We start from the raw sequence: 13,615 nt of genomic DNA, 5'->3' as shown, positions 1-13,615 counted from the left end.
GAGGGGTTAGGGGTAGGGAATGATGGGGCGGGAAGGCTCTCGTCGGCACGTCCCCACCCCCGGCCCCTCCCCTGAAGGGGAGGGGAGGAGGGTTAGCGTGTGACCTGCACGTAGGCCCAGTCGAGCCAGCGGGTGAGCGTGACCACATCCGCGGTATCGACGGTGGCGCCGCACCAGATGCGCAGGCCCGGCGGAGCGTCGCGATAGGCGCCAATGTCGTAGGCAGCGTGCTCTTTCTCGAGCAGCGACACCATCGCCTTCACCTGATCTTCGGGCAGGCCGGGCAGCACCAGGCAAACACTGGTGTTGGAACGGCTGGCCGGGTCCTTGGCGAGATGCTCCACCCATGGGCGCGCCTGCACCCAGGCATCGAGCGCGGCGGCATTGGCATCGGCGCGGGCCATCATGGCGGGCAAGCCGCCGATGGACTGGGCCCATTGCAGCGCATCGATATAATCTTCCACGGCCAGCATCGAGGGCGTGTTGATCGTTTCACCGGTAAACACGCCTTCGGTCAGCTTGCCCTTGGCGACCAGGCGGAAGATCTTGGGCAGCGGCCAGGCCGGGGTGTAGCTTTCCAGGCGTTCGACAGCGCGGGGCCCGAGAATGAGCATGCCGTGCGCGCCTTCGCCGCCGAGCACTTTCTGCCACGAGTAAGTGAGTACGTCGCACTTGGCCCAATCGACGCCTTGCGCGAACACGGCGCTGGTGGCGTCGGCAAAGGTGAGGCCTTCGCGGGTTTCCGGCACCCAGTCGTAATCGGGCACGCGCACGCCGGATGTGGTGCCGTTGGCGGTGAACAGCACGTCGGTGCTGAAATCGACGGCGGCCAGATCGGGCAGTTCGCCGTAGGGCGCGGTGATGACGGTGGGGTTCAATTTCAACTGCTTGACCGCATCGGTCACCCAACCTTCGCCGAAGCTTTCCCAGGCCAGCGCCGTGACCGGGCGGGCGCCGAGCATCGTCCACATCGCCATTTCATAGGCGCCGGTATCGGATGCCGGCACGATCGCGATGCGGTGCGTATCGGGCACGCCCAGAATTTCGCGGGTCAGGTCGATCGCCAGTTTCAGGCGTGCCTTGCCGAGCTTGGACCGGTGCGAGCGGCCAAGCGAATCGATGGCAAGTTGTGATGGAGTCCAGCCGGGGCGCTTGGCACAGGGGCCGGACGAGAAGTGGGGCCGCGCCGGAAGCGCAGCAGGCTTGTCAGTCATATTCTCTCCTCTCAGAGAGCTCGCGCCGCGTTGGGGCGGCGTGGCCCGTTGCCGGCGATAGAGACTAAAGCGGCGCGGTCAAGGAGAATCGGATTCAGGCCAGCGACGCGGCGATGGCGCGGCCCAGCGGCACGAAATGCCGGTTGCGCTCCGCCAGGGTCGATCGGGCCGCCAGCAGATAGGCGGCGACCCAGATCGGCTGGCGGCCGGGCGGGGTGATTACCGAAATGATGTTGCGCGCCTGAAATTCGCCGGCGCCAGTCTTGTTGGCTTCTTTCCAGCCCGCGGGCAGGCCGGCGCGGATCATCGTGTCGGCCGTGCGGCTGGCGGCCATCCACGCCATCAGATCCCGGCGGTTGGCGGTGGACAGCGGCGCGCCGGTGAGCAGGCGGCGGCTGATGGCCAGCATCGCGGCGGGCGTGGTGGTGTCGCGCGGATCATTGGGGTTTTCGTTGTTCAGTTCCGGCTCGTTGCGATCCAGCCGGGTCACCGTGTCGCCCAGTGTGCGCAGCCAGGCGGTGAGCGCAGCCGGGCCGCCGATGCGGGCCAGGCCGATGTTGGCGGCCGTGTTGTCGGACAGGCTGACGATGGCTTCGGCCAGCTCGGTCAGGCTGGCGCTGTCGCCGACGCGGGTTTCGCTGAACGGCGAATTGGCCAGAATATCGCTGCGCTGAATCGGGAAGCGGTCGGTCGCGCGCCAGTTGCCGGCCTGGGCGCCGTGCAGCATCCGCGCCGCCAGCAGCAGTTTGAACGTGGAGCACAGCGGAAACCGCTGATCGGCGCGATGGGCGAAGCGGGCGCCGCTGCCCGAATCGAGCAGGGCAACACCGATGGGGCCACCGGCCGCACGCTCGATGTTTGCGATGGCACGGCGCAGCGGATCAAAGCGATCAGCCTGCGCGAACGCGGGCGCCGTGAGCAGGGGCAGGCCGGCAACAACAAGGCGACGGGTAAGCATACACTACCAATCGCCGCGATTGAGCAGCGGCGCAAGGCCGGCAGCCCGCCGCATATGCCAGGCGCCCCACGCCAACGCAAAGGTGCCGCCGATCAACAGCAGCGACGGCCGGCCGGTCTCGGTGTCGCTCCAGAAGCTTTGCACCGCGCCCAACGTGAACAGCAGCGCGAGTCCCGGGATCAGCGGGTGCGCCGGGGCTTTCCAAAGTGCCGGTTCGCCGCGCTGGCGGGCGAGCAGCAGTGCGATCGCAACCAGCAGATAATCGGCGACATTGCCGCTGGTGAGGATCAGCAACCAGCGTTCGCCGAGCCCGATGGCGGCTGCCGATGCGAGCGTGAGCAGCAAGGTCGCACCCCACGGCGCCTGGGTGCGCGGCGACACGGTGGCCGCCAGCCGGCCGAGCGCGCCGGGCAACACGCGGTCGCGGCCCATCGCATAGATCATCCGGGCAAAGGCCATGATCGTCGCGATCTGGGCGTTGAACACAGCAGCGATCACGCCGGCCGACACGGCCTGCGCGACCGCGGGGCTGGCCTGCACATCCAGAAAGGCGGCGATCGGGGTTTCGGTGTCGAGCAGTGCCGGCGTGACTGCCAGCGCCGGCACCAGCAGCAGCATCGGCCCGGCAATGGTGACGGCGCAGATGACGCCGGCGCGCGCGGTGAGCGGCCCCAGTGCAGCGCGGCCGCCGTCCACTTCCTCGGCAAAATACAGCATGTAATTGGCGCCGCCGGTCCAGAACAGTCCGCCCAGCACGGCGATGCCGAAGCTGGTCCAGTCGATATTGGCGGGGAGCAACAGCGGCAGCAGTGGCACCTTGGGTGCCGTGACGGCCACCCAACTGAGAATGGCCAGCGCCAGCAACTCCACACCCAGGAACAGCCCGGTGACCAGTGCCGACGTGCGGATATTGAGCATCGCGATGCCAGCGGCCAGCGCCAGGCTGATCAGCGCGACCGGGATCGTAGGCAGCGCCGGGCCCAGCACCCTGATGTAACCGGCCAGGCCCAGCGCGGTGAACGCGATCAACGGCAGCGCGGTCAGGATCGTCATGAACATATAGCCATGCGCGACCCCCGGCCCAATCAACCGGGCCAGGCCGGGATAGATGCCGCCGGCACCCGGCTGGCGCACACCCAGTTCGGCATAAAGTAGCGCAAACAGCGCCGCGATGATGCCGCCAAGCAGAAACGCCAGCGCGGTGAGCGTGCCGGACAGATGCAACATGCCCGAGCCGCCGACAAACACCGACAGAACAGGCGAGGCGGCCGACAGCACCAGCAGCATCACCGCGCCGGGGCTGAGCACGGCAGCCAGTCGTGCTGCACGGTCGTGTTCGGCCACCTGTTGCAGCATTGGCAATACCCCGGTTGATTACACCGGGCTGCCAAGTTGCGCCGCGGCCGTCAATCGGCCGCTTGGCGCAGGTGGATCGGGGTCAGTGGCCCTTGCGAGTGGTGGTGCGGCCGAAATCGCGTTCCAGCGCGGTGATCAGCTTGGGCAGCGCGCCGCCCAGGGCCGCATCCAGGCTGGCGGCTTCGTGGGTGACGGCGACCGGGTCGCGCCCGGCCGGGCGCGCTTCGATCATGCAGCGCTTGTCATCGCCGACATTGTTTTCGCGGCCGTTGATGTCGGAAAAATGCACTTCGACCCGGGTCAGCCGATCGGCAAAACGCTCCAGGCGGGCGCTGACCGTGGCCGACACGTCGTCGCTGCCGGCGTCGCCAAGCTTGATGATATTGTCGCTGTTGATCTGGATCTGCATCTGGATTTCCTCACTTTCGCCCCTGAACGTGGGCACTCGCGGCCAACATTGCAACCCGGTAATGCAGCGGGAACCTTGGCGCTGCCCAGCGATTGGCCTCCACCAGTGCGCCGCAAACTCGACAAACGGCGCCGATGCGCCTATGCCGCGCGGCCGTTTTCGAACCGTGAGTGACCATGATGACCCCCCCGCCAATCCCGCCCAGCATCTTCCCCAGTGCCGAGGCTGATGCCCGCCGCGGCAACACGCCGACCGCAGTGCCGCAAACCGAACATCCCGCCTATCGGCTGGCGTTCCAGGACGATGAATTCCTGGTGCGCAAAGATCTGCGTCCCGTGCGCTTTCAGCTCGAACTGCTGAAAACCGAACTGTTGCTGGCCGAAGCCGGCATTGAATCGACCTTTGTGTTTTATGGGTCGGCGCGCATTCCATCGCCTGAGGAGGCGCCGGCGCTGCTGGCAGCAGCGACCACGCCAGAGCAGAAACTGGTGGCCGAACGCCTGGCTGCCAAGGCACTTTATTATGATGTGGCGCGCGAACTGGCGCGGCTGGTGTCAAGCCATTGCGAGGAAGGTCAGCGCTGCTTTACCGTGTGTTCGGGGGGCGGTCCGTCGATCATGGAGGCCGCCAACCGCGGCGCCTGGGATGTCGGTGCGCCGTCGCTGGGCCTCAACATCGTGTTGCCGCACGAACAGGTGCCCAACCCTTATGTGACGCCCGGCCTGTCGGTGCAGTTCCATTATTTCGCGCTGCGCAAGATGCATTTCCTGATGCGCGCCAAGGCCGTGGCGGTGTTCCCCGGCGGCTATGGCACGTTCGACGAACTGTTCGAGCTGCTGACGCTTGTGCAGACCGGCAAGGTCGCGCCGCTGCCAATCCTGATCTATGGCCGCGATTTCTGGAATCGCGTGGTGAATTTCGAAGCACTGGCCGAAGAAGGCGTGATTGCGCGGGCGGATCTGGACCTGCTGCATTTCGTCGAGACGGCGGAGGAGGGCTGGGCCATCGTGAAGGCGCATTACGGATTGTAAGCGGGCGCCTGCCACCATGGCGCATTGACTATGGCCGGCCGGATTGCGAGGCGTGAGGCATGAAACGCCTCCGGATCGCGCTCGAATGGTTTCTGAATCCCGATCATCTGCCGTTGATCGCCGCGCGCGACCGGTTGCAGGCCGAAGGTTGGGCAATCGAATTGATTGTGCCCGATGATCATTATGACGGATTTCAGGCGCTGGCCGGTGGTGAAGTCGATCTGGTGATCAATGAGCCGCTGCATCTGGTCGAGCGGCGCGAGACACGGCTGATCTCGCATGGCTGTTTCTTTGCCACCGATGGCGGGGTGCTGATGCACCGGGCGGCGCTCGATCGGTTGCAGGCCGGTCACGCGGTGCGCATTGCCTCGCCGGTGTCCAACCCGACCACCGACCAATTGTGCATCGACATCTTGATCGGCTGGGCGGCGCGGCAGGGCCAGGCCCTGGATGGGCAGCAGATCACCATCGCAGCGGCCGGGTTCGGCCATGTCGATAATCTGGTGGCGGGCTTTGATGGCGCCTGGCTGGCCTTTGCCAATGTGGAAGGCGTGTCGGCGCAGGTGCGCGGGCTGGACACGCAGTTGATCACCACATCAGAGGCCGGCATTCCGAACTTCTCGGCGCTGGAGTTGATCGGCGCAGCTGAGGCGTCGGCACCGGTGCTGGAGGCGGTTGCGGCGTTGGTGGCAGCGCTGGACAGCGTGACGCCGCAGCTTTGCCGTGACCCGGCCGCAGCACGCCAGCTCTGGTATGCCGCCAGCGGGGAGGCGCCGTCGGCCGAGGCAGACGCGATTGTTGCCGCATCATTGCCGCGCTTTGTGGCGCCGGTCCGCCGCAATGCTGCCTTGTGGCGGCCGATGTGGCGTTACCTGCACGACCGTGGCGGCGATGTGGTGGACGAAGCCGCGTTCGAAGCGATGTTCGCATGAGCATGGCTGATGCGGATCAAGCGCTGTTCCCCGAACTGCCGGCCGGCGCCTTCGCCAAGCAGGACCCGGGCGATGATCTGGCGTTTTATGCACCGCCGCGCCTCGTTACCCATATCGACGATGGCGCGACGGCGGCGTTGACTGATTTCTATCGCACGATGCTGCCCGAAGACGCGCATGTGCTGGATCTGATGTCGAGCTGGGTCAGCCATCTGCCGACCGACGGCCGCTATGCCGGCGTGGTCGGCCACGGCATGAACGCGCAGGAGCTTGCCGCCAATCCGCAACTGACGGCGTGGTTCGTGCAGAATCTGAATGTTGATCCGGTGCTGCCGATGGATGACCGGTCGTTCGATGCGGCGCTGTGCTGTGTCGGCGTGCAATATCTGCAGCGGCCAGGCGCGGTGTTTGCCGAAATCCGCCGTGTGCTGGTGCCCGGGGCGCCGTTCGTGGTCAGCTTCTCCAATCGCTGCTTTCCCACCAAGGCAGTCGCGATCTGGCGGGCGCTGGATACCAGCGGCCATGCCGCGTTGGTGAAACTGTATCTGGAGCGCGCTGGCTTCGGTGATGTGCGGGTCGATCTGCTGGCGGATGGGCGCGTGGGCGATCCGCTGGTTGCGATCACGGGCTGCGCGTGACCGCATGACCGCGTTGGTGCCGGAAAACGTGCAGAACTATCCGCGGCCGCCGGCGCTGGCGCAGGTGGCCCAGCGGATCGTCATCCGGCACGGCGGCGTGCTGGTCGCCGATACGGTCGCGGCGCTGCGGGTGCTCGAAACCCATCACGCGCCCAGCTATTATCTGCCACTTGGCGATGTGCTGGCCGGTCTGCGCCCGGCGGCGGGCAGCAGCTTTTGCGAATGGAAGGGCCGTGCCCGCTATTTCGATCTGATCGCCGGGGCTGCCGTCGTGCCGCGCGCCGCCTGGTGCTATGATCAGCCCACGGCACGTTTTGCCGCGCTGGCCGGCCATATCGCCTTTTATGCCGGGCTCATTGACGAGGCCTGGGTGGGCGACATGCGCGTGGTCCCGCAACCGGGCGATTTCTATGGCGGCTGGGTCACCCCAAATCTGGTCGGCCGCATCAAGGGCGCGCCGGGCACCAACCACTGGTAGCGATGCGGCTCAGACGCGCGAGTCGCGCTGAACGCAAAGTGGCGGTTCTGAACATTGCGAATTTGCCCCGCGCGCACCGATCCGGTGGCCGTTGGCCGGGCGCGTCCGGCATCAAAAAAGGGGCGACAACCCGACAAGGTTGCCGCCCCGCTCTGGTGCCGATGATGGCAAATCATGCCGCCGGGTCGGTCTCCGCCACTTGCTGGGCCGTTTCGGTTTCCGCGGTCGCCACGGCATTTTCTTCGGGCGCGGCTTCTTCGGCCGGGGCGGCAGGCAGGGGCAGCGGGCTGTTGCTCTGGGTGTTCAGCCAGGCGATGACAGCGGCGCGGTCTTCAGGCTTGGCGATGCCGGCGAAGCTCATCTTGTTGCCGGGCGCATAGGCTTTCGGGCTTTTCAGCCAGTTCCACATATGATCGAAATCCCAGCGCTCGCCGGATTTGCCCTTCAGCGCATCGGAGTAGCTGAAGCCCGCCTTGGCAGCGATGGGCCCGCCAATGATGCCGTGCAGATTGGGCCCGGTGCCATTGGCGCCGCCGGGGGCAGCATTGTGGCAGGCAGCGCATTTCTTGAAAACCGCCTCACCCTTGCTGACCTCTGCAGAGGCGAGGAAGAAGGCGGCGGGCTTTTCGGCCTCGACCGCGCTGGCTTCGGCCGGGGCTTCTTCAACGCCGGCAACGATATAGCCGGGCTTTTCCGGCAATTCGCGGGCAAACATCATGTCGCTGGCGATCGACACGCCCAGCAAGGCAACCAGGCCGGCAAGCACGCCGCCGAAAATCTTGTTCCACTCGAAACTGTCCACAACGCGGCTCCACAAGTGCGGGCCGGCGATGGGCATTTTGCCCAGAGACTTTCGCGCCGGCCCCGGATTGCGTCCCGATTAGGGGGTTGCCGTGCCGCCCGCAAGCATTTGCTTGTTGCAGCGCACTATCATAACGGGCGGCCATGAGCAGCAGCTACCCTCCGTTGGCGCAAGCCCTTGTCGATCACATGGTTGAAGCCGCCACTGGCGCCCCGGCGCGAGCGGTGGCGTTCCAGGGCGCGCCGGGTGCCTATAGCCATCAGGCGGTGCGCGAGGCGTTTCCCGACGGCCTGCCGCTGCCCTGTGCCGGATTCGAAGATGCCATCGAGGCGGTGCAGGCCGGGCGCGCCGGCTGCGCAGTGATTCCCATCGAAAACAGCCTGCACGGGCGCGTGGCCGACATGCATTTCCTGCTGCCCGAATCGGGCCTGAGCATCGTGGGCGAGCATTTCGTGCGGGTGCGGCACTGCCTGCTGGGGCTGGCAGACAAGGCGGGGTTGCGGGAAGTGAAGAGCCATCCCCAGGCATTGGGCCAGGTGCGGCGGCATCTGCGGACTTGGGGGCTGGCGCCGGTGCAGTATTTCGACACGGCAGCCGCCGCCGCAGCGGTGGCGGGGGCCGGTGATGCCAGTGTCGGTGCGATTGCCTCGCGGCTGGCGGGGGAGTTGTATGGGTTGAACATCCTTGCCGAAGGCGTGGAGGATGCCGATCACAACACGACGCGATTCGTGGTGCTGTCGCGCGATGCGGTGCTGCCTGCGGCGGACGTGCCGGTGATGACCAGTTTCAATTTCGAGGTGCGATCGGTTCCGGCGGCGCTGTTCAAGGCGCTGGGCGGCTTTGCGACCAATGGCGTCAACATGACGAAGCTGGAGTCGTACTTGCGCGACGGCAAGTTTGCGCAGGCCGAATTTTATGCGGAGATCGAGGGCGGCCCGCATGACCCGGCGGTGGCGCGGGCGCTGGAGGAATTGGCGTTTTTCACCAATTGGGTGCGGGTGATCGGGACTTACCCCAAGGCTCGGGATCGGGGATAATCCCCTTTCCCCTGCGGGAGAGGGGTTATGGGGCGCGCAACAGCCTGATTCGCGCCTTGCCGAAGCGGCGGTCCACCAAAGGTTCCCAATCCAGCGCCAGCGTTTCATTGGCGGCGGTTTCGATGCTGACCAGTGCGGCCGGTGCGATCCAGCCCTTGGCATGCAGATGCGCCAGCGCCGGTTCGGCGAGGCCGGAGCCGTAAGGCGGATCGAGGAACACGACATGATGCGCGCGCGCCGCAGCGCCCAGGCTGGCGACGGGGGCCTGGCGGACGTCACCGGCGTAGTTCATGCCGGCCAGATTGGCCTTGATGGCGCGCACGGCGGCGGCATCATTGTCGATGAAACAGGCGGTGCCGGCGCCGCGGGAGAGCGCCTCCAGCCCGAGCGCGCCAGTGCCGGCGAAGACATCGAGAATGTTCAGCCCTTCGAAGCTGCCGAGCCGGCTGGTCAGCATCGAGAAGATCGCTTCGCGGGCGCGGTCGCTGGTCGGGCGAGTAGTTTCGCCAGGCGGCGCGATGATGGCGCGGCCCCGCCAATGGCCGGAAATGATGCGCATTATTTCTTTTGTGGCTTCAGGGGCTTGAGCATGGCCATCAGCGCCTGCACGTCGGATTGCGGGATTTCGTCGGCGCCGCGCGGTGGCAGATCATCAAGGCCGATCGGGCCATAGGCCACCCGGATCAGCCGGTTCACCTGCAAACCGATATGCTCAAGGACGCGGCGCACCTCGCGGTTCTTGCCTTCGCGGATGGTGACGATCAGCCAGAGATTATGGCCGGTCTTGCGCTCGATGTCGGCCAGCACCGGGCCATAATGAATGCCATCGATGGTGGCGCCATCGGCCAGGCTTTCCAGCGCAGCCTGGGTGACTTCGCCGAACGCCCGCACGCGATAGACGCGCGGGATGGAGGAGGAGGGCAGTTCCAGCGCACGTTTCAGCTCGCCATCAGTGGTGAGCAGCAGCAGGCCTTCGGTGTTCATGTCCAGCCGGCCGACCGGCACGACGCGCGGCAGATCGGGGGGCAATATGTCCATGATGGTAGGCCGGCCGGCCGGATCGCGCGCCGCCGTAAGAAAACCGGCGGGCTTGTGGAAGCGGTAGAGGCGGGCAGGGGCGATGCCGGCCACCGGCTGCCCATCCACGGTGACGCCGCGCAGCGACGTGATGTTCAGCGCCGGCGATGTCAGCTTGGTGCCGTCGATCTCGATGCGGCCTTCGGCGATCATCCGCTCGATATCGCGGCGTGAGGCGACGCCGGCGCGGGCCAGCGCCTTGGCGATGCGCTGCGGTGCGACTTCGGTGACGCGTTCAAGCGGCGGGGCGCGTTTGATGCGGGGGGCTTCCGGCGCGGCAGGTCCGGGCTTGCCGGCACGCGTCGAACGGCCGGCTGGCGCGACGTTCCCACGGGGCGGACGGGGTGGACGGCGGTCCTGATCGCGGGTTGGGCGGTCTTCGCCTGCCGGCCGGGCGTCGCGGGCTGGCCGCGCTGCCCGCAACGCCCTGATTTCACGCGCGCCGCGATCATCGGAATCGATGAACCGGCTGGCCGGCGGGCCGCGCTGCGGGCCTGACCGCGCTGGTCGAGACGGGGTTTCAGTGGGGGCCGGGCCAGGTCGCACCCCAAAGCCGGTCGTTTTGCCGGACGCTGGGCCGCGCCGCTGGCCAGAGGGTTTGCGGGGAGGTCGCATAGCATTCCCATGCGCCGGCCCCGCCGCGCTGTCCAGAGCACCAATAGCCAAACCCCATTGCCCCACTGCCAAGCTTGCGCTAACGCCCCCCGGCCGCCCCTGTGGTGAAATTGGTAGACGCGCTCGACTCAAAATCGAGTGGAGAAATCCGTGCTGGTTCGAGTCCGGCCAGGGGCACCACCTCTCTGCAATGCGCAGCAGCCCGCGAGCATTGGCCAGCAGGTTCAGTTTGATGCGGTCCTATCTGGCCGCCATCTGTAACAGGTTTCGTCGCCGTCCATGAGGCCAGCAACTCAAAAGTGCTGGCAGTCGCCATACGAGCGACGACTGGTTTGTGATGACCCTGTCCCGCGGAATGTATCCGGTTTGAATGAGAGGAAGCTGGCAAAATCGAAGCTGCTTTGAGCGGAGGATTTTGCTGATGAAGAAGTCGAAGTTCACAGGCGAGCAGATCGCGTTTGCGCTTCGCCAGGCGGAGGTGGGCACGCCGGTCGCTGAGGTGTGCCTGAAGATGGGGATCTCGGAGGCCACCTATTACCGCTGGAAGCAGCTGTATGGCGGCCTTGGGCCATCAGAGTTAAGGAAGATGCGCCAGCTCGAGGAGGAGAACCAGAAGCTCAAGCGGCTTGTGGCCGATCTCAGCCTCGATAAAGCCATGCTCCAGGAGGTTCTGGCAAAAAAAGTTTGGCGCCTGGGCGGCGTCGGAAGATCGTTCATTGGGTGCAGAACCAGTTCGGCGTCAGCGAGCGCCACGGCTGCGCTGCCCTGCGATTTGACCGGCGAACGCACCGCTACCGATCGGTGCGGCCCGACCAGGCGCCACTTCGCCAGCGCATCAAGGAGATCGCCGAAGTGCGCATTCGATACGGCTAGCGGCGCATTCACGTACTGCTTCGACGGGAAGGCTGGCCGGTGAACCACAATCGGGTGCGTCGCCTCTACCATGAGGAAGGCCTGAACCTGCGCACGAAGCGGCCACGGCGCCACGTGATAGTGGCACGCAGGGTCGAGCGCCCCTTGGCGCAGCGGCCCAACGAGATCTGGGCGATGGACTTCGTGTCCGACGCCCTGTTCAATGGCAAGCGCTTCCGGGCCCTGACGGTGGTTGATGCCTACACCCGGGAGTGCCTTGCCATCCGTGCTGACCAGGGGATCAAGGGCGAGCAGGTCGTCGATGTCATGGACCGGTTGCTGTTTGAGCGGGGCAGTGCGCCTGCAAAGATCAGGGTGGACAATGGGCCGGAGTTCATCTCCCGCGCCCTCGACCATTGGGCATACATCAATCGGGTGACCTTGGACTTCAGTCGGCCTGGCAAGCCCACGGACAACGCGTTCGTGGAATCCTTCAACGGCCGGCTCCGCGACGAATGCCTGAACACGCATTGGTTCTTGTCTCTGGACGACGCCCGGGCCAAACTCGAAGCGTGGCGACGGGACTTCAACGAGACCCGGCCTCACACATCACTGGGGTTCATGACGCCGGCCGAATTTGCTTCATCGGCCGGGGTTAACCCCGGACGATGAAGCGCCAGATCTCTCATTCTGGCCGGATACAATCCCGGGACTGGGTCATCCAAGGGCCTTCGGTCAGCCAAATGTGAAATGGCGCGGAATCAACCTGTTCTCATGGGCCTGGCGCTCCAGTGGTTCGCGGAAGTCCGGGTGCGCGATATCGATCAGGGCCCGTGCACGCTCAGGCACCGATTTGCCCTTCAGGTTCACGATTCCATATTCCGTCACGACATACATCATGTCCGCGCGGGTCGTGGTCACGATGTTCCCGCCGGTAAGGTTGAACACGATCCGGCTGCGCCGCTCGCCCTTCCTGTCGTAGGTCGAGGGCAGGCAGATGAAGGATTTCCCGCCGGCCGACGCATAGGCGCCGCGCACGAACTGGGCTTGACCGCCTGTGCCGGTCAGATGCCGGTTTCCGTCCGATTCCGAAGCAGCCTGTCCGGTCAGGTCGATCTGGGTCGTGCTGTTGATAGCCGTCGTGCGCGGATTCTGCATGATCAGATGCGGCGCGTTGGTATAATCCACCGGGCAACACAGCATGTCCGGGTTGCGATCAAGCGTGTCATACAGCGATTTCGAGCCCGCCGCGAAGCTATAGGCAATCTTGCCGGGATCGAGCGTCTTGCGCGCGCCGGTGATCAATCCGGCGCGGTACAGATCAGCGATCCCGTCGGTCATCATTTCGGTGTGAACCCCGATATCCCTGATACCCGCCTGGGCCAACAGGCCGCAAACGGCGTTGGGCATGCCGCCGATGCCGATTTGCAGGCAGGCGCCATCCTCGATCTCGCCGATGATCAGCCGCGCCACGGTTCGATCAACTGCGGTCGGGGCCGGGTTCGGCAATTCGGGAAGCGGGGCGTTGTCGCCCTCGATGATGTAATCCACCTCGCTGATGTGTATGGCGGTGCCTTCGCCGTACACATGTGGGAGCGACGTGCACGTCTCGATGATCACCATGCGGGCGCGCTCCACCACGGCCCGCAGCCACACGTTGGTCGGGCCCAGGTTGAAGAACCCGTCGACCAACGGCCGCGCCTTCACGATCATGATGTCCACCGGATCAAGAAAACGGCGGTATAAATCGGGCGCTTCCCCCAGATTCAGCGGGATATAGCTGCACCGGCCCTTGTCATGCAGCTGGCGATCATAGGCACCCATGTGCAGACTGAACATATGGACGTGGGACCCTTCCGGGTCATTTTCCATCACGGCACGCGGGCGCATCGAAAGCGTGTTGCGGATCTTCAGATTCGACAATTCGGTTATGCGGGCGCCCAATGCCTGGTCGAACACGTCTGGCTGATTGAACACGCCAGCATAGTCCAGCCACATGCCGGACTGCACCAGGCGAGCGGCCTCCGCTGCCGAGATTGTCTTTGCAGGGCCGGCAGCTTGGCGCATCTTCATCAGGGGATCCGGACTTGGCAAGGACAGGGCCTCGCCGTCTGCAAGGCGACAGGGTTGAGCGCCGCCCTAGGCTCCGTACTCAATAAGGTCTGGCGCTGACTGATGTTTGCTGATTCAAGGCTGTTGGAAGGGAGCCTTGGATG

Annotated in this window: 13 protein-coding genes, 1 tRNA gene and 1 pseudogene; 7 read left to right on the top strand and 8 right to left on the bottom strand. The window is 65.5% G+C overall.

Annotation, left to right across the window (positions count from 1 at the left end; translation table 11 throughout):
• Positions 1-92: 92 nt before the first annotated feature.
• The 4 genes from ACTIEZ_RS08005 to ACTIEZ_RS07990 form a co-directional block, all read right to left on the bottom strand.
• Positions 93-1,214, bottom strand: coding sequence for a phosphoserine transaminase (locus ACTIEZ_RS08005; RefSeq protein WP_439546144.1), 1,122 nt, complete (start codon positions 1,212-1,214; stop codon positions 93-95).
• Positions 1,215-1,308: 94 nt separating this feature from the next.
• Positions 1,309-2,172 carry a class A beta-lactamase gene (gene bla, locus ACTIEZ_RS08000; protein WP_439546143.1) on the bottom strand — a complete coding sequence of 288 codons (864 nt, stop codon included), beginning with the start codon at positions 2,170-2,172 and terminating at the stop codon, positions 1,309-1,311.
• Positions 2,173-2,175: 3 nt separating this feature from the next.
• Positions 2,176-3,528: an APC family permease gene (locus tag ACTIEZ_RS07995; RefSeq protein WP_439546142.1), complete on the bottom strand. Its 1,353-nt coding sequence runs from the start codon at positions 3,526-3,528 to the stop codon at positions 2,176-2,178.
• 82 nt (positions 3,529-3,610) lie between these two features.
• Complete coding sequence (locus ACTIEZ_RS07990; protein WP_439546141.1) at positions 3,611-3,937, bottom strand: HPF/RaiA family ribosome-associated protein; 327 nt, start codon at positions 3,935-3,937, stop codon at positions 3,611-3,613.
• A gap of 179 nt (positions 3,938-4,116) precedes the next feature.
• On the opposite strand from ACTIEZ_RS07990, the gene ACTIEZ_RS07985 reads away from it, so the two are divergent.
• The 4 genes from ACTIEZ_RS07985 to ACTIEZ_RS07970 are packed head-to-tail and all read left to right on the top strand — an operon-like array spanning position 4,117 to position 7,016.
• The gene (locus ACTIEZ_RS07985; RefSeq protein WP_439546290.1) at positions 4,117-4,968 is read left to right on the top strand and encodes a TIGR00730 family Rossman fold protein; all 852 of its coding nucleotides are present in this window, start codon (positions 4,117-4,119) and stop codon (positions 4,966-4,968) included.
• A gap of 59 nt (positions 4,969-5,027) precedes the next feature.
• The gene (locus ACTIEZ_RS07980) at positions 5,028-5,900 is read left to right on the top strand and encodes an ABC transporter substrate-binding protein (protein ID WP_439546140.1); all 873 of its coding nucleotides are present in this window, start codon (positions 5,028-5,030) and stop codon (positions 5,898-5,900) included.
• Between the two features lie 2 nt (positions 5,901-5,902).
• Complete coding sequence (locus tag ACTIEZ_RS07975; RefSeq protein ID WP_439546139.1) at positions 5,903-6,538, top strand: class I SAM-dependent methyltransferase; 636 nt, start codon at positions 5,903-5,905, stop codon at positions 6,536-6,538.
• A gap of 4 nt (positions 6,539-6,542) precedes the next feature.
• Complete coding sequence (locus tag ACTIEZ_RS07970; protein ID WP_439546138.1) at positions 6,543-7,016, top strand: DUF427 domain-containing protein; 474 nt, start codon at positions 6,543-6,545, stop codon at positions 7,014-7,016.
• A gap of 172 nt (positions 7,017-7,188) precedes the next feature.
• Here the strand turns inward: ACTIEZ_RS07970 and ACTIEZ_RS07965 are convergent, their stop codons facing one another.
• Positions 7,189-7,818 (bottom strand): c-type cytochrome, encoded by a 630-nt coding sequence (locus ACTIEZ_RS07965; RefSeq protein ID WP_439546137.1) that lies wholly within the window; start codon positions 7,816-7,818, stop codon positions 7,189-7,191.
• A 143-nt stretch (positions 7,819-7,961) separates the two neighbouring features.
• On the opposite strand from ACTIEZ_RS07965, the gene ACTIEZ_RS07960 reads away from it, so the two are divergent.
• Positions 7,962-8,855, top strand: a complete 894-nt coding sequence (locus tag ACTIEZ_RS07960) for a prephenate dehydratase (protein ID WP_439546136.1) — start codon at positions 7,962-7,964, stop codon at positions 8,853-8,855.
• 25 nt (positions 8,856-8,880) lie between these two features.
• Here the strand turns inward: ACTIEZ_RS07960 and rsmD are convergent, their stop codons facing one another.
• Positions 8,881-9,414 (bottom strand): 16S rRNA (guanine(966)-N(2))-methyltransferase RsmD, encoded by a 534-nt coding sequence (rsmD, locus tag ACTIEZ_RS07955; RefSeq protein ID WP_439546135.1) that lies wholly within the window; start codon positions 9,412-9,414, stop codon positions 8,881-8,883.
• Positions 9,414-10,547 carry a pseudouridine synthase gene (locus ACTIEZ_RS07950; RefSeq protein WP_439546134.1) on the bottom strand — a complete coding sequence of 378 codons (1,134 nt, stop codon included), beginning with the start codon at positions 10,545-10,547 and terminating at the stop codon, positions 9,414-9,416. The genes rsmD and ACTIEZ_RS07950 overlap by 1 nt, the downstream gene beginning before the upstream one ends.
• 95 nt (positions 10,548-10,642) lie before the next feature.
• Between ACTIEZ_RS07950 and ACTIEZ_RS07945 the strand changes: the two genes are divergently transcribed.
• Positions 10,643-10,727, top strand: a tRNA-Leu gene (locus ACTIEZ_RS07945).
• 241 nt (positions 10,728-10,968) lie between these two features.
• A pseudogene (locus ACTIEZ_RS07940) lies at positions 10,969-12,071 on the top strand (IS3 family transposase).
• Positions 12,072-12,134: 63 nt separating this feature from the next.
• On the opposite strand, the gene ACTIEZ_RS07935 reads toward ACTIEZ_RS07940, so the two are convergent.
• A complete protein-coding gene (locus tag ACTIEZ_RS07935; RefSeq protein WP_439546133.1) occupies positions 12,135-13,472 on the bottom strand; it encodes an acetyl-CoA hydrolase/transferase family protein in 1,338 nt (445 codons plus the stop codon).
• Positions 13,473-13,615: the final 143 nt, after the last annotated feature.

Source organism: Sandarakinorhabdus sp. (assembly GCF_051860625.1).
GTDB lineage: Bacteria > Pseudomonadota > Alphaproteobacteria > Sphingomonadales > Sphingomonadaceae > Sandarakinorhabdus.
This window is presented reverse-complemented; position numbering and strand designations above follow the sequence as displayed.

Excerpts from the sequence above, each read along its gene's own strand:
- ACTIEZ_RS07970 (WP_439546138.1), top strand. The coding sequence starts at position 6,543 with ATGACCGCGTTGGTGCCGGAAAACGTGCAGAACTATCCGCGGCCGCCG.
- ACTIEZ_RS07980 (WP_439546140.1), top strand. The coding sequence starts at position 5,028 with ATGAAACGCCTCCGGATCGCGCTCGAATGGTTTCTGAATCCCGATCAT.
- ACTIEZ_RS08005 (WP_439546144.1), bottom strand. The coding sequence starts at position 1,214 with ATGACTGACAAGCCTGCTGCGCTTCCGGCGCGGCCCCACTTCTCGTCC.
- ACTIEZ_RS07975 (WP_439546139.1), top strand. The coding sequence starts at position 5,903 with ATGGCTGATGCGGATCAAGCGCTGTTCCCCGAACTGCCGGCCGGCGCC.
- ACTIEZ_RS07995 (WP_439546142.1), bottom strand. The coding sequence starts at position 3,528 with ATGCTGCAACAGGTGGCCGAACACGACCGTGCAGCACGACTGGCTGCC.
- ACTIEZ_RS07960 (WP_439546136.1), top strand. The coding sequence starts at position 7,962 with ATGAGCAGCAGCTACCCTCCGTTGGCGCAAGCCCTTGTCGATCACATG.
- rsmD (WP_439546135.1), bottom strand. The coding sequence starts at position 9,414 with ATGCGCATCATTTCCGGCCATTGGCGGGGCCGCGCCATCATCGCGCCG.
- ACTIEZ_RS07990 (WP_439546141.1), bottom strand. The coding sequence starts at position 3,937 with ATGCAGATCCAGATCAACAGCGACAATATCATCAAGCTTGGCGACGCC.
- ACTIEZ_RS07950 (WP_439546134.1), bottom strand. The coding sequence starts at position 10,547 with ATGCGACCTCCCCGCAAACCCTCTGGCCAGCGGCGCGGCCCAGCGTCC.
- bla (WP_439546143.1), bottom strand. The coding sequence starts at position 2,172 with ATGCTTACCCGTCGCCTTGTTGTTGCCGGCCTGCCCCTGCTCACGGCG.
- ACTIEZ_RS07935 (WP_439546133.1), bottom strand. The coding sequence starts at position 13,472 with ATGAAGATGCGCCAAGCTGCCGGCCCTGCAAAGACAATCTCGGCAGCG.
- ACTIEZ_RS07985 (WP_439546290.1), top strand. The coding sequence starts at position 4,117 with ATGACCCCCCCGCCAATCCCGCCCAGCATCTTCCCCAGTGCCGAGGCT.